This is a genomic window from Ruminococcus callidus ATCC 27760 (assembly GCF_000468015.1).
GTDB lineage: Bacteria > Bacillota > Clostridia > Oscillospirales > Ruminococcaceae > Ruminococcus_C > Ruminococcus_C callidus.
Genome location: NZ_KI260449.1, coordinates 82,111 through 104,787, shown reverse-complemented (window position 1 = coordinate 104,787; position 22,677 = coordinate 82,111). Strand labels below are relative to the sequence as shown.

The following is a 22,677-nucleotide window of genomic DNA, read 5'->3' as shown; positions in this document are numbered from 1 at the left end:
TCCCGATTTCTGACGGCTGGCAGCGAAAAAAGCCACTGCATCCTCCAAAAAGCTCATTCATTTCGCAAAAACTTATTTATTTTGCTTAGCCGCTTGTTTTCTTTTTCCAATGCTTTGATCCGCTTTCTCAGCTGCTGGTTTTCTTCGGCGATATTCAGAGATTCTTCCGGGCTGCGTTCTCCGCAGCCGATATCAAGGCTTCCTATCCTTGCTTTTCTGATCCAGCCGTACAGCGTATTTACGGGTATCTGAAGTTCATTCGCTGCTTTTACCGCACCTATCTTTTTTGCAAGCTTTACTGCCTGCACTTTGTACTCATTTTCATATTGTTTATTTTCTGACATTCCTTTTTCCTCCATTTCTTCCTTTTCCTATTTTATTTCTTTGAGGTTAGGGTGTCAAGTTTTATTATACTACATCAACCACAAAACAACATAATTCTACAACCACTTTCAGACAATACAGCAGACTGTCACTCTTACTTTATTTTATAGTAAGCAAATTTTCCCTTTCCAACGAGCAAAAGCTTTCCTTCTTCCGTCATCTTAACAAGCAGACGATATGCCTGCCCCTGATTAAGATGCAAAAGCTGCATTACATCCTTTCTAGTTACTTTGCCTTGATTATTTTTTGCAAACTTCAAAACAAGTTCTGGATAACGAATCCGATCAATCCCTGTCTGCCGCACGTATCCAATTACATTGTCCGCATTTTTATAAAGTGCTGCACTCAAAATATAAGCTCTGCTGTTTCCATTTCCGTCCGCTTCCACAAGTCCGGATTCAACTAATTTTTCAACGGTTGTGCGTACTTTGTACTCGTTGAGATGAATCATATGTGCAAGTTCTCCAAGCCGCAGTCTTCGATTGGATTTCAGAGCATTTAATATCAGCAATGCATTGATAGATAATGGTCTGCCGATCTTGCTTTGTTCTTCTGCAATCATTTTAATAAACGCCTTATCCGGCAAACTTTTAGGAATAAATAGTTTTACTTGATTTGTATTGGATTCTGAATAGTCCGGCAATGATTTTCCATAGGAAAGTGAGCCTTCAAAAATACGATCTACGCCTCGTCCAGTACGCTCTGCAAGACCGATTCGCTTTAATACATCAGCAAGTGCAGGATTTCTTCCATGTGGTTCGGCTGTCAATAAATTTTCAATTGTTACACCTTCAATAAATCCACCCGGATTACTGATGGTCAAACCATCATCATCCAGTAAAACACGAACACGTCCCAACATCGTATAATCCCGATGGCAGAAAGCATTTACCAATGCCTCTCGAAATGCCCTTTTATCAAAATCCGGAATGGAAATTCGAAACAGTCCTTCTTCCATTTCTTTTGTATGGTTTCTGGCATCCATATATGATTCTATTTTCTCAAAAGCCATCAATATCGGCAATACAAAGGATTCATTTACTGCTACATCCGTTCCCTGTAGTTCTTGAAAGGCTGCTTCAGCAGTCGGAACAAGCGTTGAAAGCCGTTCTCGGCGTCCTATTAGTAACATACCACAGTAAGTAGGAACAAAAGTACCATTTTGTTCTACTGCCAAACGAAGTGCAAAATCTAATTCCGTATCATCAAGATCAAGCAAATTTTTTTCACCATGATAATTTTGTATAATGTTACGAAGATGTTCTCGTTCTACCGGATCTAAATCTGAATATACTGCCTCCGGAACAGGCTGAGCAGAATAATCCAGCATACGCAAAGAAGAAAGCCGTGTATTCATTTCATATGGATACATCGGGATATTTTCCGGCTCTCCATCTAATTTTATGCGTCTTCTCAGAACTTTTCCATTTGAAGCAGCAACAATCGCTGTATATTTCGGAACTGTTACGATCAAGTACTTTACATCATCTGCATCCATAAGTTCCGTTTGAACTGCAACAGGTGGAATCGTCTTATTGGCAATAAATGCTGCCAACTTAGAAGGATCCTTGTGAGACGGATGCAGTCCTGTAATATCACCATTATCTTCTACACCAAGAAAAAATTTACCACCGTCAGTATTCGCAAAAGCAACTACACTTTCGATTATCACATCATCTGATAACTTTTTCAGATCGCTCTTGAATTCAACCGTCATATTTTCTCGAAATCCAATATTCATTTTAACACTCCTTTTACGCTCGGTGAGCATTGAATCAAATTCATTATAACACGACCGAGCGTTAAAAGCAAGCGTTAAACGATAAAAAATTTTATTTGCATTTGAAAAAAGCACGGAATTTCGGAACGTTTATAGAATTTGGTTTAACACTCGCTAACGCTCGCTTCGTGCGTTAAACCGAGTGTTAAAATGACTTTGGCTCATTTTCCAATATATTTTAAGGATAGATTTTCAAAAAGCACATCACCTTCCTCACTCCTAAAAAGCCATAAAACAACCAGCCTGAGATTCCAATCGCAGAACCTCAGGCTGGTCTTATCTTTATATACCGTGAAAAAAGTGACACACTTTCCTCAAATCACATCCCCTGCAATATCTCCTCCACTCGTTCTTCCAGCTCGTCCGTCTCATAATCGTTTTCCCGCAAGACCCGGATCGCCAGGTCATAATATCGCTTGGCATTTTCCTTATCCCCTGCTTTGTGGTAATTGTCTCCTACCATAAGATATGCCCATTGCATTTGTTCATGCAGTTCCCCGAAATTCTTCTGAAAACATTCCAACGCCTCAGCTGCAACGATGTTACAATCCTGGAATTCTCCCAATTCTGACAACACAGAGCTATACCGCATCAACAAATTTGCAAGTGTAACTTCATTGCACGCATCATGCTCCATCAAAATTTCCAACGCCTGTTCCATAGCAGCTTTGCATTTTTCCAGCAGTTCCCGGCTTGGCTCAGCGTTGTACCAGTCGATCAATGCACAGGCATAAGTAGCCCAGATCTCTCCGGTTTCTTCATGTTCCTCTCCATAGAGCTGATTTGCCATTGCGATTGCTTTCTCATAGTTTTCTTCCATTTCAGAAAATTGTTTCATTTTCAAATTGCAGAATGCCATATCAGTTTGAAAATGCACAAGCTTTGTATTTACTGTCACGGATTCTTCCTGCATTTCCACTTGAAACAATTCTTGTTCTTTTTGATAACACGCCATTGCACGGGAAAACTGCTCACAATCCCGATAAATGTCCCCCAACTCTGACCAAAATGATATATCTTGTTCCTGTTCCGCCGTTTGTTCTGCAAAGCACTGGTTTGCATAAAACACCGTTTTTTCGATATAAAAAGATTTATTGCAATCGATTCGATAAATATTTTCCAACCAGATGAAATTGGAATATGCTAAAGCAAGTTTCATAGGCTCTCCGATTTCTTCCGCAAGCTGTATGATCTGTTCTACATACAACTTTGCCTGGTCAAAGTCACGTTCTTCGTATATATATTCAAATAATACTCCTTTTAAAACAGAAAATTGCTCCGATGCAGACAACTGCAATTCCGCTAATTCTGCTGCCGCTTTTTCGCTGATCTCTGTATCATGCAGTTTAATGGCAAAATCCTGAATAAAAGATAACGTATTTATCAGTCGAACCCTTGAGTCTTCCTCCTGTCTCAGAATCCGAAGTTCCTGCTGTGCTGCCCATAGGGCATCCTCACAACGATTTTCTCCCAGATACAGTCGATAACACATCATAGCAAAGAAAAATGATAATTCCGGGTCGTCGCCCTGAATATGATGTGCCATATGATCCAGCCACTGCACAGATAAAAACCGTTGTTCTGCATTTTCGGATTCTTCAATATAACCAGCAACACTGCCAGCAAGTTCCACCATATTTTTGCATTCCCTGCTGTTCGGACGCAGTTTTTCACACAGCACTTCTACAATCAGCGGATGAGTGGAAAGAATGCACATTTCATCCTGATACACTTCGGAGATCCAGCCGCTTTGAATCAGCCGATCCAGGCTGTTGGTCTCTGCCTCATTCAAATCACTAATAACTTCAAAATACTGCCGTACCATTGGCGTTGCACCGACCAGGGCAGCACAGCGAAGCACCTGCTTTTCCGATTCGGACAAATCCAGCACCGAGAACAGGATCTCCATATGATGGAACGCTGTTTTTTCCCGAAGTGTGCTGTCTTTCAGCTGACGCACTTTGCCGTCATCTCCGGAAATGCCTTCTGCACAGAGCTTTTCGTACATTTCACGGGAAGTGAGCTGATGCAGTGCCATTTGCTTTGCCACCAGTTCCACTGCCATGGTATGCCCATTCAGTGCCTTCAATATGGCATCGGTGTACAAGTCCGGCTCTCTCTTTGTATAGTACGCCATCATCTGATACAACGCTGATTCGTCAGACAAAATGTCCACCTCATACTGGGGGAAAATACCGTCATAATCCACTCTGGAGGTCACCAGAATGGGGCAAGGCAGTTCTGTCAGGAAGTCCAGATTTTCGCAGTCACCAGTATCAAAATTGTCCAGCAGGATCAGATGCCTTGGCGTACAGATTTGACGCAGTACCTGCATTTTTCGTTCCAGATATGCCGCATCACTTTCCCCGTCAGAGCGTGTGCAATGCACAATGGGAAAATTGGTATCGCTGAGAATGGTGTTCTCCATACTATCCAGAAACCGAACAAATACAACGGCGTCATACTCCTCCGCATACGTCATAGCATAGTGCTTTGCCAGTTCTGTTTTTCCGATACCGCCGACACCGTGGAGCAGCAGAAACTTTTCCTGCTGCAAAAGGGTATGGATCTCCTGCAATTCGATATCCCGTCCGCAAAAGTAATTGTTACCCAAGGGCAGTTTGGTTTGCAGATAAGGCTTTGGCTGTTGAAATGAATCCAGAAAAGGTTCGATCTGTGTCAGAAGTTCCGCACAGGAGGCATACCGCTTTTCCGGATTGGCAGCCAAGGTCTTTCGCAGCAGCTCCGTGACCATGCGTCTGATTTCTGGAGCAGTTCCGGCAAGCACCGAGTCCGGAAACTCCGCATCCCATACCGCACGATTTCTCCTGTCCTTTACTTCCGGAGTACGGCGAAACAACAGGTACAACAACAGTCCGCCCAGCGTATAGACATCGGACACAACGCCGATCTTTCTGCGGTTTTGCTGTAACACTTCCGGTGCTGCCCACTTTGCTGTACAGGAGATCACTGCATCAGAAAGCCGGCTTTTTTCGATGGCACTGTCAAAATCAAACAGCATCACCAGTTCCGGCGTTTCCGGATAGAGCAGCACGTTGGCAGGCTTTAAGTCCAGATAGAGATATCCATGCTGATGCAGATTGTCCAGCTGCTGTGCCACTGCACGCAGTACCCGAAATGTGTCATAAAGCGACAACTCCTGCTGTTCCAGCGGAATGCTATTCTGACAGTTCATAGCAATATACCGGGTGCCGTTTCCGGCAAAAACGCCCTGGACATTGCTGATACTGTTGCAGCTCTCCGGGAACTGCCGGAACTGCATCTGCTTTTGATACCCCCAGATAAAGCTTTGCATCTGCCGTTGAAAAGCTTCTTCGTCTGCCGCAAGCAAACTGCCGTCCTGCTGCCGAATCAGGTGTAGATTTTCCGGACAGAACTCTTTCAGCCGGAGATAAAATTCGTTTTGTTCTCCGTCCCTGCAAACCGCCGTATAGACCAGACAACTGGCTCCTGTTCCGATCAGTTCTTGAATCTGCACTGTGATCTGCTGCTGGGTTCCAATGGCGGAAATGGTCAGATGTGTACCGACTGGCAGTGGCGTTCGCATGGTAAGTTCCTCTTTTCAAAAGTTGTGATATTGATTTATGACGGCATCTGTAAAAGGTATTCCTGCAATTCCTGCAATGTCTGAAATCGCCTTTTCCAATTGCTGCACAATATTTTCTGATAAAATTCCGAGTGTGACGGAAGGACAGCAAACCGTCTTCGCTCCAGCCATGTCACCGGTTTTCCCTCCCATTGAAAATACAGATAGCTGCCGATCAAATAGACATAGCTGCTTTCTGTGTAAACTGCCTTCTGCCTGCATTCCGGCGCAAGCAGTGACCACAAAGGGATACCCGAAAAAAATGAAGTGTGCTGTTTCAAAAAAACTGCCGGAGAAACGGACTCCTTTTGCAAAGCAGAGATCAGTTCCATTGCCTGGCGAACACATTCCTGCAATCCCATCACCTCCCGGCTGTCATCGTAACACATTGCCATACAGCATTTGTAACAACCACTTGAAAAGTCATTGTTACAAACTCCATTTCTCCCTATGATACAATAAATCATGCGGAAATCTCTCCGCCAATTTACAACAGGAGGAAAAAATTATATGAAACCATTTCAGGAAACAAACTACATTGCCAAAGACAAAGAAAACGAACAATGGAAAAGCAATCTGCCGCCGGAAGAAGTCAAGGAAAAGATGCTGGCACAGCGTGGATTTACACAAGAAAACGGCAGCAAGATTCAATTCGACCACACCGTATTTATTCAGTATGCAATGACAAGAGTCCACGCATTATACTGCAACGGAAAGCTCTACTTCTACAATTTCAAGTCAAAGTGTTATGAATACCTAGAAGACCACGCATACAAGAAAATTTTCTTTGCGATCATTGAAGAAGCTTCCTGCAATATCTGGAAGCGAAAGCAGGAAAACGAGTACATCCCCTATTTCAAGCGAAAAGTTCCCTATGCAGAAGATAACGGAATGCGTCCGGGACTCCTGCAGTTCCAAAACTGCATCTTCGATTTACAGGAGGAAACGATAGAGAAACCAACGCCGGACATTTTCTGTCTGGTACAGATTCCATATGACTACGACCCCAAGGCAAAAGCACCGCAGTTTTTCCGCTTTCTGCAGGAACTCTTTGACAATGACCAGACACGGATCGATCTGGTTCAGGAGATCATGGGAGCCTGCCTATACTATGAAGACATTATGCAGAAACTTGTTGTCTTTCTGGGTTCCGGTTCCAACGGAAAGTCCCTGTTATCCAACATGATCAAGCATATGCTGGGAGAACGGAATGTATCTGCTGTTGCTTTGGATCAGATCAGCAACGGAAGATTTGGCAAGCAAAACCTGGACCGAAAGCTGCTGAACATTTCCTCTGAGACAAAAACAGAAAAGCTGTACAGCACAGCTGACCTAAAGGCACTGACCGGCGGCGATTCTATTGAAATCGAAGAAAAATTTGAAAAGTCCTATACCACAGAGATCCACAGCAAGTTTATTCTCCTTGCAAATGATATGATCCAGACCAAGGATTACAGCGACGGGTTCTATCGCCGGCTGCTGATCATTCCCTTTGAACAGTGTTTCCACGACCTCGCTCCCAATCAGGAGCCGGAGGAGGGTGTTCTCTACAAGAACATTTATCTGGAAGGAGATCTGATGCAAGAACTCCCGGGCATCTTCAATTTTGCCTATGCCGGACTGGAACGGCTGATCGACAACGATTACAATTTCACCTATTCTCCTGCCTGCGAAGCTGCATTGGAGCATTACAAAAACGAACACAATGTGGTAAAGGCGTTTTACAATCACTGCATCGTCCTATCAGAACCCAAGCACAAAAAAGCAGAGCGAACCGCCGTGGTATATGCCGGATTTTTAAGCTACTGCCGGGAGAATCGATTCCCCTGCAGCATTTCCAGCATTCAATTTCACCGAATGTTCCAAAACATTCTGACCGAAGAAGGCACAGAAGCACGCATGGTACACCGTAACCGCGGTGACTTCTACTTACACCTGCAAATGCAGTTCTAAAATCAAGACCATGTTCTAACAGCAACATGATCCAGGCACATCACTTTCATCACAGTGTGGAAAGTGATGTGCTTTTTTCGTCTGCCTGGTCAAAATAGTACCGCCGCATGGCAGACCGCAGTTCTTCCAACGGATAGGGATGATTGGCACAGTGCAGAAACAGCCAGTCATAAGGATTCCGCACATACAAAGCCGGCAGACCGCTGCTGCACAACAGGTCATTGGTTTCATGGACAAAGTCCAGAAAATCAGACTCAATGGCACAAAACAAATCGGAGGTGTCATTCTTTGCAAACAGCACTGCAAAGAAACAATAGAAGTTCAGCAGGATCAGTGTTTTTCGCAAAATCGTATCTGAAACTGGTTCTCCCCGTTTGATTCTGGAAAGGTTCATTCCCAAGGGAAAATCAGAACGTATCAATTCCGGAAAAACAGCCTCTTTGGAAAAGGAACTCTTTTTCTGGTAAGTCCGCATATTCTCTCCGAAGATCACACTCAGCAGCAGATCAACATTTCCGGATTTCTGCTTTTGGTGGGAAATTTCATTTTGATCTGCAACTGCATTTTGAGCAAGTTCTGTGGCTTCCTGTATCAGGCACTTCGCATAGTGAATGGCAGTCTTTCTGGGCATCTGAAAATCCAGACGGTTTTCCCGGAAAAAGCAAAGCAATTCCTCTGTAGAACCAACTTGCAGCAGTGCACTTTCCAGCTGACTGGTCTGCTCATAGCACATTTCTTCCTCTGTCGCACTTTCCTCATTTATCAGCTGTTCCGCCTGCTCTGCCAGAGACAGCATTTCCGGATACCCCAGTCCATTTCGCAGACAGTACCAGATCACCGTTTCTTTTGCACTGCGGAAATTGAAGGGACAAGAAAAGTACACCTTCTGAAAAAAAGAAGCCGTTTCCCGGTCGTTCAATCCCAGAGCAAAACAGAGCCGGAACAGACTGTCCCGGCTGCGTTCGCCACTGTTAGGACGAGTTCCGCAGAACCAGCTTTTGATGACTTCCGGATTGAGCGTTACCCCTCGCTGCTTACAGCATTCCCGAACATAAGCAATCTTTTCTTTGGCATCGTCTGCCTGTCCGGAAAATCCATGCTGCAAAAGCGTATCCGTCAAGCCCTCTGCAAATGTTTTGCACGGATAGGTCAGCAGGTACTCCGACGTGTAAGTTTCCTCATCGTCCTGCACAAAGCCATACTCCGATTCCAGAATGTCATCCAAACACTTTCTGGTAACCTCACCTGCACCTGCGTACAATTCTTCTTCCGTCACACGATCGCCTCCTGCAAAGTCGTTTTTACAAAATGGATTTTTGGCATGGTATACTATAAAGGCAGAAAAAACTGCAAATCAATACAAAGGAGATTTTTTCAATGAAAGACACTTGCAACTACCCAGACGGCACATTTATCGGCATCATCACAGACATTCAGACAGTGGAAAAACCGTATCCCAGTGTTACAGTAACCGCTGCACTGGCGGTCGACGGCAAAATTTCCGAACATCAGAAATGTTTCAACAAGCCCTTTACCAACGGACGAGAAGCATTCCAGAATTTCTGCGAGGAGTTCGACCTGTTTTCCGATCGAACAGAACATCGAAATGACTACGTACTGGAACTCGACTATGCCATTGGAACATCTTGCACCGCTGTTCTTTCTTCAGACCGTGGCTTTGAAAGCATCACACCTCTTGGCGATACAGATCTGAAAATTGCTTTCGGACTGGACGACTGCTACGAAAAGATCCGCTGGTTTCAGCCGGAAACCTACTGCACTGAGAAAGATATGGCAAATCTTGCTCCGGAGATCAGGGAACAGCGTCTGCAGCTGAAACGAGATCTCATGCTGATAAAGAGCGTTTCTTATCAAAAGGCAGAACGGGAGATTCCGGCATTATTCCAAAACTACCGTCGTTTTCCGCCGCTACAGCTGCATCGCCCCTGTGCCGGATTTATCGAAAAGATCCAGCTGAAAAAAGACCGCTTTCGTCCGGAAGAACTAACACTATACTGTTACGTTGCTATCATAGACAGAGGACACATCGTACACAGGGACTATTACATCAACCGCATTCGCTCTGTAGGGCGTGGCGATTACGAGCACTTCTGTGCGACGCTTGGGCTGCTCTATGAAGAGGACAACCCCAATGAGCTGATCGATCTGTGTGAGCTGCACAATGCCTGCTTTGTACCGCTTACCATCTATCTCTATCAGTCTCCGAAATCCGGAAACCTCTATGTAAACCGGCTGATGAAGTATTCTTCAGCGAACTTCCAGGACGAAATGGACATGATGCAGTTTGTCTGGGCTTATGAGCATTATTGCAACCAGGAACATGGCAGCTTCGATTTTTGCGAATGTTAAAGCTGCACCACCCCTGGAAAGACGCTTCCGGCAATTGCCGCTGTGAAAGCTGCGGCAAAGTCGTTCCGGAACAGCAGCTGCATTGGGAAAAGCGATTAGGCTACTGTGACACGTGTTTTGCAGAAATTCGGAAATATACTCCCAAGAAATCATAACGGAAAGGATCGGCTGCATGACAAGCCGGTCCTTTTTTTATTACAGCCGTAACATTTCTTTGAACGGACAGACGTTTGTCCTGCTCATTTGCTACAATAGAATCAAAGGGAATCTTTCTGCACCGCCACGGGAATTGTCGGATCAATCAAGTCCGTGATCTCCACCTGCAGCACTTTTGCCAGTGCCACCAGTTCCATATCTGTCACAAATCGTTCTCCATTTTCGATGCGGCGGATAAAGTGGTGGTCTACATCATATCCGGCAATTTGCAGATTCTTTGCCAACTGTCGCTGAGAAAGCCCTTTTTCATGCCGGATCCGAATCAAATTCGGTCCGCAGATATTGTTGGTGCCCAAGGTGGTTTTCAGTTTGAACATATTGGTTTCCCTCATTTGAAGATATGGTAAATATTATTTGACATCATATCTATTATATGATATAATGAGGATAGTGGTGGTTAATAGTATTCACCATTTGAAAAATAATTTTTTTGAGAAGAAATATGCTTATCAGAAAGGACGAGCTATCGATGAATCGTGAAGAAACATTAGAACGGCTGAGTTCAGAGATTTCTTGTGTACAAAAGCTATTGGATACAAAATATAGTGAGGTAATTGAAATTTCTTATCAGCAAAAGCTCCGGGAAATTCTGAAAAAAATGACTTTTTTTCAGGAAAAGCTAAAAAACAATACCTTTGAGATTTCCATTGTTGGCCTTGAAAAATCCGGAAAAAGTACTTTTGCAAACGCATTTATGGGGAATGATGTTCTTCCGACGAAAGACGCACGGTGCACATACACCGCAACCAGCATCCGGTTTGGCACGGAGAACGATGCACAGGTCGATTTCTACTCCGATGCACAGTTCAACGAGGAATTTCACAGAAAGCTGAACCTTCTCGGCATTGAAAACCCGCAGCATTGGAGCGAATGGTCAAAGGAATTGCTGGACAAAGAAACCGAACAATTGCCACCCTTGCGTTCGGAACAGAAAAATATCTATAACGACATCCTCGAAATCATCACAAATCGGAGCAGCATTCAAAATCTGATCGGTTCTGAATCTCTGCATTTTGTTAACCATGAACTAGAAACCGAGGTAAAGGAATACATCGAAAATCCTGCAAAAGCACTTGCCGTTAAGGAAATTGTGATACGCTCCGATAAGCTTTCCGCCATGCGAAATGCGATCATATATGATGTCCCAGGTTTCGATTCTCCGACACAACTACACAAAGACCAGACCAGAGCGTGGATGAAAAAATCGGATGCTGTCATTTTAATTGTCAATGCAGATCGCCCCAGTTTCAATGATTCTCTGGTACAGTTCTTTGAATCTGTGGACAAAGACGATGACGGCATTTTCATTGGGGAAAAGCTATTTGTTTTCGCAAACCGTGCAGATATTGCAACCACACTCCAGGATAATTTGCAGCGGATTCGAGAGGAACTGCAAAATTACAGAATCATGCCAACGGCATTGATTGCACAGCGCCTGACGGCCGGCTCCGCAAGGGCAAGAATTGAACTTGACAACGGCAATACGCAAAGTGCAATTTTACAAAGCCTAAAAGAAAAAGGACTTGCCGGAGACGGCATCGACACCATCCGCAGCCTGCTTGAAGACTACAACAATACCGTTCGCCTGCAAGTGATGCAGCAGCGCATTGCCAACTTAAAGGAAAATGTGCTCGCACTATTCAGTGAACTCCGACAGGAAAATCAGATCGACGGCAATTCCAGCATAGAATTGCAAATGGACAATCTGGTTGACGAACTAAAAAGAACGGCAAGGCAGAGAATCCATAACGCACTGGCAGAGTGCCGGACGCAAATTGTACAGCAGTGCAAAGAGAACAAGCCAATCACGGATAAAGTCCGCAAAAATGCAATTCAAAGCATCGATCCTGTACGCTATCAGATCACCGAAGACGAGATTCGAAGAGCACAGTACGAGGAACTCTCCGGTGCAGGCGTTTTGGAGCGATTTGACGCATCCATACGGGACAGCAAATTTACTGCAATGTATGAGGAGTTTATCGACAATGTAGTACATTTGGCAGTGGAAGAGTATCGTGAGAGCGAAAAGAAGATTTTAACCGCATTTGAATCCGGTCTGGAACTGACACCTTCCCATCCTTTTTTCAAGGAGCTGGAGAAAGCACTGAAACAGTACATCTCTGAACAATGCGGTAAAGTTGCACCAGAAGGCTATTATAACAGCTTGATTCGCCGCTACTCCAGAAGCCTGTTTGAAATATTGATTTCCACACCCTTTGGAAACATCGCAAGATATAAAAAATTTGATGACGACCGACGCAACTTCTACAGCATCTCTCTGTTTACAGATGAAGAAAATCCGCAGATCCAGCCGGACAAACAGTCGATGCACTATCAGATCTTATTTCATCAGCAAATCAATTCCAACAATGACCCGCAAAGCAATTCTTTGAACGATGCAATTGTAAAGGTGGAATCTGTGACAAACGAAGTGATCGCAGTTAACAGCCCGCTGTACCACAATCTGCAAAACTTCTGTGAAAAGCATCCGAACAATGCACTCGCCGAACTGGACACCCTTCTGGCTCAACTCCCACCGGTTGAAACGGCAGATGCCAATGCAATTCCACTCTTTGCCATTCAGGAAAATCCAGCAGTCACCAAGCTGAATCAGCTGCTGGAACATGCACTACAGGAAAGTCCAAATTCCGCTGAAAGCCAGTTGACAGAAAGAGCATATGCGCAGTTCTTTCAGAACTACAGAAAAACAATTGAAAAGATTCCGAGCGAGTTCAACCAGGATGTCTGCATCCTGAAGAACATTTTAAACGAACAGGTCATGAATGCGGTTTCCATTGAAATTCCTTTCTTGGATCTGGTAAAGCAGGATATTATCAGCTTACAAAAAAGTCTGGAAACTGCGGCATTCACCTCGTTCATCAACATGGAAAAGGCACATATTTTAGAGGAAAAATACAATCAGCTGAATGCAGAGAATGAAAATCGGAAACGCAGGCTGGAAATCATTCGGGAAATCGACCGGATTCTCGCTGCGGAGGACTAAGGAAAAGGAGATAGAAAAATGTCTGAATTGCAAGCAGGAATGCAAATTGAATTAGATGATAACATGGGAACGATTCAAATCGTCCGGAAATTAGGAGAGGGCGGCCAGGGATATGTCTATCTGGTGGACTATCTCGGAAACCAGATGGCATTGAAATGGTACAAAAAAGGTTCGATAAAGGACATGGAGGGATTTCGCAAGAACCTGCAAAACAACATCCGGGAACAGGCTCCCACAGACTCATTCCTGTGGCCCGTTGCCATCACCCGTATGTACTACGATACATTTGGCTACATTATGAAACTGCGCCCCGATAACTACTATGACTTTTCTGATTTCCTGATCGGAAAGATTGACTTTTCCAGTGTTCACACGCTGCTGAATGCAGCCATCAACATTGTAGAGAGTTTCCGGATTCTGCATAACCGTGGATTCTCCTATCAGGATTTGAATGACGGCAACTTCTTCCTGAACCCTGAAACCGGAGATGTCCTGATCTGCGATAACGACAACGTTTCCCAGTTTGGAGAAAAGTCCGGGATTGCTGGAAAATGCAGATACATGGCACCATCTATCGTTGTAGGAAGAAAGACGCCGGATAAGAGAACCGACCAGTTTTCTCTTGCCGTTGTCCTTTTCCTGCTTCTGCTGAGAAACCACCCTCTGGAGGGCGAGCAGACGCAGAGCAAGGCCGTCATGACGGAACAACGACAGAAGCGCTATTACGGAGAATCCCCTGTTTTCATTGCCGACCCCAAGGATGCGTCCAACCGTCCGGTAAAGGGCGTGCACAATAACTTCCTGATGAGATGGCCGCAGATGCCGGTATATATTCAGAATACCTTTATCAAGGCTTTCAGCAAGGAAGTCATGTGCGAAGACAAAATGGGAATCACGGAAAAGGAGTGGCTGCAAAATCTGCTTCGGTTCCAGTCGGAAGTCATCATCTGTCCCAATTGCGGAAAAGAAACCAGATATACCACTGAAAATGCAACGTGTATGTGCTGTCATCAGCCAATCACGCACATTGGCTGGATCCAGACACAATATTTCCGCATTCCGATTTTCCCCAAGCAGGAGATTGTTACAGCCTACATCACAGATTGCTACGACCAAAACGAATGCCGGACAGTTACAGCAAAGGTCGTACAGAATAAAACCAAAACCAAAATTGCACTCATGAACAAGTCCGGCGAATCTTGGCGGATCAACAATGAAACTGTCGCTCCCGGAGAGCGTGTTCTGATTCAAAAGGGAATCCGCATTCAAATCAAAAATGAGTATATGGAAATCAAATAACAGAAGAGGAGACTAGACTATGTCTGAAAATCTAAGCAGTTTTCTGGGAAATGCAGAGAGCATCCCGAAAAGAGTCATGCCGATCTTTTTCCTGATCGATACCTCCGGAAGCATGGAGGGCAAAAAAATCGGTGCCGTCAATTCTGCAATCGAGGAACTGATTCCGGATCTGCGGCATCTTTCCGAATCGCAGGCAGATTCCGAAATCAAACTGAGCGTGTTGAAATTTTCCACCGGCTGTGAATGGGTCACGCCTGCTCTGATGTCTCTGGACGCCTTTGATGATTGGGAACCGCTGGACGCCAACGGCCTGACCGATCTGGGAGCTGCATTTCTGGAGCTGAACGACAAGCTGTCCAAAAATGGATTCATGGACCGAGGCGCAGCATCTTCCGGATTTTATGCGCCTGTCATCCTGCTCCTCTCTGACGGCGAGCCAACAGATGACTACCTCACTGCACTGAAAAAGCTACAGCAAAATAAGTGGTATCAGGCTGCGTTGAAAATTGCAATTGCAATCGGCGAAGATGCCAACCGGGAAGTGCTGAAAAAAGCAATTCGCAATGTTGAACTTCTGTTTACCGTAAATGACATTGGAAGCCTCAAAAAGATCATCCGTTTCATTGCAGTCACCTCCTCACAGATCGCAAGCACCTCTGCAACGGTTTCCGAGGATTCTGCGGAAGCACCGGCAGATGTGAAGGACGTCCGTTCTACGTCTGCGGAACATCAGATGGCGGAAGCCGCAAAGGTTATGCTGGAAGAAGAAAAGGAATCTGCATACAGCAGTATAGAAAGCACCGAAGAATCGCCCGAACCGATGATACTGGGTTCGGATGATTCCGATGATGATGACGAATGGGATTAAACAATGATGATGTACGAAGGATTTGCCGTTTCAGAAAAGGGCTATCAGCATATCTTGAACCATACCGTATGCCAAGACAGTACACAATATCTGCAGGATGCGGACTGTGTCGTTGCAACTGTGGCAGACGGTCACGGCAGCAAGCAGTACTTCCGGAGCGACCGAGGTTCCCGCTTTGCCGCAGAGATCGCTTGCAATAAGATTCGGGAATTTCTAAAATCAATCACCTTTCCGTTTCCAGACTCCAAAACGAAAAAAAGTGTGGTGACACAGCTGATCCACAGCATCATTACGGAATGGCATATTGCCGTGAGAAATGACCTGATCAAATCCCCTTTCACGCCGAACGAACTGGAGAGAGTGCCGGAAAAGTACCAGAAAACCTTTCAATTTTTCACCGAGGAAAACTACAGAGCACATACGGAAAGCGAGGTCTCAGACCTGATACAAAAGGAGCATTCTCACGTACAGAAAGCCTACGGTACTACTCTAATTGCGGTCGGGTTATGCAAATCCTACGCCATCGGTCTGCACATCGGCGATGGGAAATGCGTTGCCCTATACGAGGACGGGACCATGGACGAGCCGATTCCATGGGATGAGAACTGCCATTTGAACCGCTGCACTTCCATTTGCGATAAAAATGCAGCCAGTGAATTTCGCTGCCACATCTGGGACAACCAGATTCCCGTTGCCATTTTTCTAGGAACGGACGGTATCGATGATACATTTGCCGAGATGCTGCACTCTTTTTACCGCAACGTTGCACTTGATTTTTTACACGACAATTTCCGAAAGCGAACAGAAATGCTGCAAGCCAATCTTGCAAACATCTCCAAATCCGGCAGTCATGACGATGTTTCCATTGCGGGGATTCTGGATGTACAGAAGTTATCCGCTATCGAACAAACCTTACAACAGATCACAAAATTGGAGACGCTAACTGCACAGAAAAAGCATTTGCAGGACACCATTCAGGAATTGCAGTTCCAGCTGGAAAAGATACAGCGCCTTTTGTCACAATCGGCTGAAACGCCGGAAACCGAGGAAAAAATCAAGCGGTATCTGGAAAAGAAACGTAAAATCGAGGAAAAGCTCTCTGAACAGCAGCAGAAGCTGGCAGGTGTCACACGGGATATTGCAGCAGTGCAAAGAGGCTGGGAAGAAAAAGACGATGCTTCTGGTCAGGTGCAAGCTGCTGATACAGAGGAGAAAACACAAGACAACGCTGCAATCTGTCCCACGGTTTCAGAGGATGACCGGTCACAGGAAATCACAGCGCAGCAAGATGCACAGGAAGCCCACATTCCCGCCTGTGAAACAGAAACCGCATCCGCACAGCCAGAGGAATTCTCTCTGGATGCAGCAGAACCGGATTCGGCAGAAAGCGACAATGCCGGCGAAGTAAATGACGCAGTTCCGGAAGAGATCATCAGCGAAAGCGAAAATGAATGGGAAGAGGAGTGAGAAACATGGCGATCAAAGAGGCACACATTGTTCTTGCACGCTGCCCCCAGTGCAACCGGCACTTATACGGCATCCGAGTCGAAAAGCAGCCAGACCACTGGGCACTGACATGGGCGTTCCCGATTGACGAGAGCAAAGCAAAATCGGAGGGTTACGACGAAACTGTTTTGAACGGAACGTTTCACCCGTCCCCCAATTATAACGGCTGTCCCTTTTGCGGAACCAAAACTTTTTTACACTGTCCACGCTGTTCCAAGATTACCTGCTACCATGGGGAATCCTATGCAACGTGTGCCTGGTGCGGATTATCCGGGGAAACAAAAGCACAAAACAACATGTCGCTAAAAGGCGGCAGTATGTGAGAAAAGAGGAATCTGATTATGAAGTGCAGCAAATGCAATAAGACATGGAGCTTGTTTGACGAAAAATTGTCAGATAAGCAGCATTGTCCCCATTGCAAAGAAAAATTTATCTCTAAGTTCCAGTATTTCGATTCGGTTTCGGAGGGAATTGCCTACTGTCTGGAAATGGGCGGAAAGGAAATCCTGAAAAACAAATCCAAAATGAACGCCTACATCAATGACCTGATGGGCAATGATTTTCCGGATCACAATCTGGTGAAAAACGCCATCGACAGCGACATTGGTTCGATTCTGATCGATGCAGACGAAAAGGACGAAAAAGCAAAACAGGCTGCCGTACAGCAGGCCATTGGCAGACTGATTCGTGAATTCTCGACAGAGAAAAAGAAAGCCGAAGAAGTTGTCACGTATTTTACAGACGCACTGCAATGGAAACTTCCCGCAGCGGCAGCGGAAAAAACAGGGGCTGTGAATGCAACAGCGATTCCGGCTGCACCGAAGCCCGCTGCAAAAGCCGCCGCACCGCCGGCACAGGAACAGCAGCCGGCAGTGTCGAATGCTTCTCGGACAAGCCCGAATCCGGCAAGTCAAAATGCAACATTTTCACCTGCTGCACCCGGAACTGCAGCACCTCAGAATGCTGCAATCGCCGGTCAGCCAAATCCTACTGCAACTCCAAACGGACAGAATCCTCGGCAGCAAGCACCGAACGCTACCTTTCAGGGTGCACAGCCCTATCCTGTCCCGCCGGTGCCGAACGGACAGGCTTATCCCAACGGAACGATTGCACCGCAAAATGCAAACGGCGCACTTCAAAATAATCCCAACGGCACTCTGAATCCGGAAAATGCTGCCGTCAAAAAGAAAAAGAAGTCGCCGCTTGGCTGCCTGATCGCAATCCTGATTCTGCTGCTGCTTCTCGCCGGATTGGTCATCTGGTATCTGATGAGCCACAAAAATGAACCGGAGCAAACGGTGTCCACTCCTGCCATCGTCGCCGAAGTCGAAGAGAGCAGCGAAGCATCCACCGAACCGGAAACAGAATCCAAAGAAGAGACCACAGAAAAAGCGACAGAGACAGAGTGCACAACGGAAGCAACAGAGGAACAGACAACAGAGAAAACAGCTGGCAATACGGCAACTTATGGAGTAAAATCTTTAGCACATTTTAATACACATGATGGAACATATAAAATTCAATATAATCCGGTAAACAATAGAATCTACTATATGCAAGACGAAGCTAAAATCATGTATTACGACCTGAATACAAATAAAACAGAAACAGCGGTTGATTTATCCGAAAGCGATTACCGAGATGCATTCAAAACATATGGGGTGAATCCGTATACCGGAAAGCTTTACCTGAATGTTCAGAATGAAAATATTGGTATTTACGATGTAGAGGCAGATAAAAGTGTATGCTATATAGAAGAGTCTTACAACGTTGTTTCGCCAACAGCTTTTACTTTTTTGTCAGAAAATGAAGCCTTTACAAATGGATATCAATTTTCTTTGGATACGGGTGATGTTCTCGCTTCCGGAAAAGTTCCTTATGTAGGTTATCCTTCCTTCTCTTATCCTTTTTTGTATAATGATGAATATTATTATTTGACTGCTCTTTCAAGCAGCGTTGATGATAAAATTAGTATTGTAAAAACGACACAGCTGCTAACTTCGGACGGAGAATATTCTGAAAAAATAAAAACAAACATTGATGAAAATCCGTTCTTTGTAGACACAGATGCCGTGTATTACATGACAGAAGACCATTCCATCTATCAGGTGAATCTTGACTATCAGGAATCTGATACAGGTGCCTTAAATAAAAAAAGTGACGAAAACCATGATATCCTAATCATAGATGGCAAAGACATCGAAAACTCCGGCACCAATTATCTCAGCGACAACATTGTAGCTTTCACCAAAATTGACGACTCCACATTCGCCGTTCTGGACGGTCTGGATAACTCCCTGAAATTGGTTTCGGCAAAGTAAGCCTTTTCTTACAAATTTCAACCCTATCACATAAAAAATCCGGCAAGGTTTTCCCCCAACCTCACCGGATTTTTTCACATCTCCCCTACTCTATCAGCTTCCCCTTACCGATTCCGCCGCAGCGGCTCCTTTACATAGTATGACTCCGCATCATGCTCCATTCGCAGGTCATATTCCTTGACCGGAACATACAGATTATGCTCTGGAAAATCCCTTTTCCGCATCGAGATCCATTTCTTGTCATGTTCCGGATGTCTGGGAATTGGAAGCTCCGGCATATTCTTTCGATAGATACACCGAATGTTCGGGTGCAGCCATAGATGATTGACGCAAAAGCGATATGTTTCTTCGATATCATCTACATACTTTGCCAGCTGTATGGTACTTTCCGCTTTTTCCTCAGCCACGGCAATACGAGCAAATGGTTCTGCAAATTGCAGATGATCCCAATCATTTTCCCTGTCACAATTCGACACCACCGGCATGACTTCGTCAATTTTATCCTCCGGTATTTGCCGCTTTTTCGGATAATACTGCACAATACAATAGGCTCCCAGCAGACGGTTCAAATCGCAGTATACAGACTCCGCACAAGCCAGCAAGCCAAAATCCACACACAAATCACGGAATTGACTGCTGCCCCATGTGGTCAGATAGCTAAAGTATTTCACCTCTTCCTGCACAGTCACACCATCCCAAACCGCAAGAATCAGTTTCAGATGATAGTCGCAGCAATCCTCGTAAAGCAGATAATCTGTCACCATTGCCTTGTATCCTATTGTAAATTCGTTTGGTTTTCGTTTTTTCTGAGACATTGAAAATTCCTCCCGTTTCGTTATTGGCTGCAATGCTTTTGCAACCGCAGTATCAGTATAACACTTTGAATTTTCAGTTTGTAAAAACGAGTTGTTTTCGGAAAGGTGCTGCGAAAACCACATCACTTTTCTCACCCGTATCAACCCCCAACCTCAAATATATATTATAATTCCGGTAAGGTAAATTCTTTCAGCCTTACCGGAATTTTTGTTTTTGGAGGAACTTGAAATGGAAGAAGAAGTAAGAATCTGTGACTACTGCGGAAGAGTGCTTGCGGAGGGAGAAGGCACACCGGTAGACGATGAGCTGCTCTGCGATGACTGTGTTGAGGAACACTGTGTCACCTGCGACCACTGCGGCGAGACGATCTGGGAACAGAACAGCGTCTCCGATGAAGACACCTGCCTTTGCCAGGACTGCTTTGATGCCCACTACTATCGATGCGAATCCTACGGGCAGATCGTTCCGGAAAGCATCGTCTGCTGGCACAGCGACTTGCCCTACTGCGAAAGATGCTTTGACGAATTTGAGGACGAGATCGAGGAGTACGGCTACAAGCCCACACCCATTTTCTACGGAAACGGAAAGCGATACTTTGGCGTAGAACTGGAAGTGGATGAAGGCGGCAAGGACAACGACAACGCCGCAGCTCTCAAAAGCATCGCCAATGTGCATGAGGAAAATATCTACATTAAGTCGGACGGCAGCTTGGAGGATGGCTTTGAAATTGTAAGTCATCCCATGACCTTAGAGTACCACACAGAGGAAATGAACTGGAAAGAAATCCTTCGGGAGGCAGTTGCCATGGGCTACCGTTCCCATCAGACATCGACTTGCGGTCTGCACATTCACGTCAATCGCAATGCTTTTGGGGACAATCAAGCAGAACAGGAAGATGTCATCAGCCGGATTCTGTTCTTTGTGGAAAAGCATTGGAACGAGTTGTTCACATTCAGCCGCAGAAGCAGCTACAACATGAGCCGATGGAGTGCAAGATTTGGCTTTGAAAAGACTGGAAAACAAATCCTAGAGAAAGCGAAAAGCGGCTGCAACGGCAGATACGTTGCGGTCAATCTCAATAACTACCACACCATTGAGTTTCGCCTGTTCCGAGGGACACTCAAATACAACACTTTCATCGCCACATTGCAGATGGTCAACCACATCTGTGATGCGGCGATTTCTTTGTCTGAGGAGGGCATCGATGCCATGAGCTGGTCAGAATTTGTAAGTTCCATCGAAGAACCGGAACTGATCCAGTATCTCAAAGAGAGAAGACTGTACATCAATGAAGTGGTGACAGAAAGCGAGGAGATGTAAGATGTGTGCAGTGTTTGGATTTTTAGACTACAAGGGTAAGACCAGTAATGCCGTTTTGAAAAAGCTGATACACTACCTCTCAGTCGCTGCGGAAGTCCGTGGCACAGACGCAACGGGAATCGCCTACGTCCGGGACGGCAGCATGGTCACCTACAAAAAGCCCAAGCCGTCACACAAGGTCAAGCTGTTCTTCCCCAGAGGGACACGATCGGTCATCGGGCACACCCGGTTCACGACACAGGGCAGCGAAAAGCGGAACTGCAACAACCACCCGTTCGAGGGGCACTGCGGCACAGAGGCGTTCGCCCTCGCCCACAACGGCGTGCTGTACAACGACAGGGAGCTTCGCCGGGAACAGCATCTCCCAACGACACCGATCGAAACCGACAGCTACATCGCCGTGCAGCTTCTGGAACAGGGGCAGCAGCTGGACACGGAAAACATCAAACGCATGGCAGGACTTGTGGAGGGCAGCTTTGTCTTTACGATTTTGAGAAATGACAATACGCTGTTTCTGGTGAAAGGCAATAACCCGCTGACTTTGTATCATTTTCCCGCACTGGGATTGTACGTTTACGCCAGCACAAAGAGCATTTTGGACAATGCTTTGAAAAAGGTAAAGCTGAATGGCAAGTACAGCGAAGTCGATGTTTCAGAGGGTGAAATCGTCAAAATGTCTTCGAGTGGCAATCTCCATAAGAGCACCTTTACCATGCAGGACTACATCCATACCATGTTCAACCCATACAATTGGAATTACCTGAACTATGCAAAATGGTGGGAAGCGAACGAACGGGAAGAACTGCTGTTGGAGTACTGCGGTACATTTGGCGTTTCGGAAGAAGAAGTAGAATTGTTGCTGGAAGTCGGCTATGATCCGGACGAGATCGAAGAACTGCTCATGGATACAGCGGCAATGGAGGAAGCAATTAACGAGGCGAAAACACTGTTACAGTGTGAAGCATAAATCAAAACGAAAAATTGGAGGAATTTGACATGAAGGAATTTATCGCAGGACTGGTACTGACACTGGTGATCGGCGGCATCGGGATCGCCATCGAAATGCAGGAACGGGAGGAGGTGAAGTACATCAATGCCGATTGCAATTGAAATGTTTCTGGCAGGAGTCGCCTGCGGCGTAGAACTGCTGGCACTGGTCAAGAAGAGTAAGTAAAAATTCTGTTTGCGGGAGGCTTGGCATGACGCTGAGCCTCTTTTTTTGAAACAAAATTG

The 22,677-nt window shown here is 45.5% G+C and carries 17 protein-coding genes; 10 read left to right on the top strand and 7 right to left on the bottom strand.

Annotated elements, in window-relative coordinates:
* Window positions 1-53: 53 nt before the first annotated feature.
* The 4 genes from RUMCAL_RS10935 to RUMCAL_RS14775 form a co-directional block, all read right to left on the bottom strand.
* Window positions 54-359: a transposase gene (locus RUMCAL_RS10935; RefSeq protein ID WP_021682931.1), complete on the bottom strand. Its 306-nt coding sequence runs from the start codon at window positions 357-359 to the stop codon at window positions 54-56.
* 119 nt (window positions 360-478) lie between these two features.
* Entirely contained in the window at window positions 479-2,125 is a 1,647-nt protein-coding gene (locus RUMCAL_RS10930) for an RNA-binding domain-containing protein (protein ID WP_040648001.1), read from the bottom strand.
* A gap of 358 nt (window positions 2,126-2,483) precedes the next feature.
* Entirely contained in the window at window positions 2,484-5,732 is a 3,249-nt protein-coding gene (locus RUMCAL_RS10925; RefSeq protein ID WP_021682929.1) for a protein kinase domain-containing protein, read from the bottom strand.
* A 15-nt stretch (window positions 5,733-5,747) separates the two neighbouring features.
* Window positions 5,748-6,119 carry a hypothetical protein gene (locus tag RUMCAL_RS14775; RefSeq protein ID WP_156902530.1) on the bottom strand — a complete coding sequence of 124 codons (372 nt, stop codon included), beginning with the start codon at window positions 6,117-6,119 and terminating at the stop codon, window positions 5,748-5,750.
* 162 nt (window positions 6,120-6,281) lie between these two features.
* Here RUMCAL_RS14775 and RUMCAL_RS10915 point away from each other — a divergent pair, with 162 nt between their 5' ends.
* Window positions 6,282-7,724, top strand: coding sequence for a DNA primase family protein (locus RUMCAL_RS10915; protein WP_021682927.1), 1,443 nt, complete (start codon window positions 6,282-6,284; stop codon window positions 7,722-7,724).
* 49 nt (window positions 7,725-7,773) lie between these two features.
* Here the strand turns inward: RUMCAL_RS10915 and RUMCAL_RS10910 are convergent, their stop codons facing one another.
* Window positions 7,774-9,000, bottom strand: coding sequence for a hypothetical protein (locus RUMCAL_RS10910; RefSeq protein ID WP_021682926.1), 1,227 nt, complete (start codon window positions 8,998-9,000; stop codon window positions 7,774-7,776).
* A 101-nt stretch (window positions 9,001-9,101) separates the two neighbouring features.
* Between RUMCAL_RS10910 and RUMCAL_RS10905 the strand changes: the two genes are divergently transcribed.
* Window positions 9,102-10,094 (top strand): hypothetical protein, encoded by a 993-nt coding sequence (locus RUMCAL_RS10905; protein ID WP_021682925.1) that lies wholly within the window; start codon window positions 9,102-9,104, stop codon window positions 10,092-10,094.
* Between the two features lie 257 nt (window positions 10,095-10,351).
* On the opposite strand, the gene RUMCAL_RS10900 is transcribed toward RUMCAL_RS10905, so the two are convergent.
* Complete coding sequence (locus tag RUMCAL_RS10900; protein ID WP_040647998.1) at window positions 10,352-10,627, bottom strand: helix-turn-helix domain-containing protein; 276 nt, start codon at window positions 10,625-10,627, stop codon at window positions 10,352-10,354.
* A 125-nt stretch (window positions 10,628-10,752) separates the two neighbouring features.
* Here RUMCAL_RS10900 and RUMCAL_RS10895 point away from each other — a divergent pair, with 125 nt between their 5' ends.
* From RUMCAL_RS10895 to RUMCAL_RS10870, 6 genes are all read left to right on the top strand, one after another.
* Window positions 10,753-13,314, top strand: coding sequence for a dynamin family protein (locus RUMCAL_RS10895; RefSeq protein ID WP_021682922.1), 2,562 nt, complete (start codon window positions 10,753-10,755; stop codon window positions 13,312-13,314).
* Between the two features lie 18 nt (window positions 13,315-13,332).
* Window positions 13,333-14,613 (top strand): serine/threonine protein kinase, encoded by a 1,281-nt coding sequence (locus tag RUMCAL_RS10890; RefSeq protein WP_021682921.1) that lies wholly within the window; start codon window positions 13,333-13,335, stop codon window positions 14,611-14,613.
* A 19-nt stretch (window positions 14,614-14,632) separates the two neighbouring features.
* A complete protein-coding gene (locus tag RUMCAL_RS10885; protein WP_021682920.1) occupies window positions 14,633-15,481 on the top strand; it encodes a vWA domain-containing protein in 849 nt (282 codons plus the stop codon).
* 3 nt (window positions 15,482-15,484) lie between these two features.
* Entirely contained in the window at window positions 15,485-16,948 is a 1,464-nt protein-coding gene (locus RUMCAL_RS14770) for a protein phosphatase 2C domain-containing protein (RefSeq protein ID WP_021682919.1), read from the top strand.
* Window positions 16,933-17,310, top strand: a complete 378-nt coding sequence (locus tag RUMCAL_RS16885) for a TerY-C metal binding domain-containing protein (protein ID WP_156902528.1) — start codon at window positions 16,933-16,935, stop codon at window positions 17,308-17,310. Before RUMCAL_RS14770 ends, RUMCAL_RS16885 begins: the two co-directional genes overlap by 16 nt.
* A gap of 468 nt (window positions 17,311-17,778) precedes the next feature.
* Window positions 17,779-19,308 carry a hypothetical protein gene (locus tag RUMCAL_RS10870; protein ID WP_156902526.1) on the top strand — a complete coding sequence of 510 codons (1,530 nt, stop codon included), beginning with the start codon at window positions 17,779-17,781 and terminating at the stop codon, window positions 19,306-19,308.
* 104 nt (window positions 19,309-19,412) lie between these two features.
* Here RUMCAL_RS10870 and RUMCAL_RS10865 read toward each other — a convergent pair whose 3' ends face one another.
* Window positions 19,413-20,123 carry a hypothetical protein gene (locus tag RUMCAL_RS10865; protein WP_040647994.1) on the bottom strand — a complete coding sequence of 237 codons (711 nt, stop codon included), beginning with the start codon at window positions 20,121-20,123 and terminating at the stop codon, window positions 19,413-19,415.
* Between the two features lie 229 nt (window positions 20,124-20,352).
* Between RUMCAL_RS10865 and RUMCAL_RS10860 the strand changes: the two genes are divergently transcribed.
* Window positions 20,353-21,444 (top strand): amidoligase family protein, encoded by a 1,092-nt coding sequence (locus tag RUMCAL_RS10860; protein WP_040647992.1) that lies wholly within the window; start codon window positions 20,353-20,355, stop codon window positions 21,442-21,444.
* Between the two features lies 1 nt (window position 21,445).
* Complete coding sequence (locus RUMCAL_RS10855; protein WP_021682913.1) at window positions 21,446-22,411, top strand: class II glutamine amidotransferase; 966 nt, start codon at window positions 21,446-21,448, stop codon at window positions 22,409-22,411.
* Window positions 22,412-22,677: the final 266 nt, after the last annotated feature.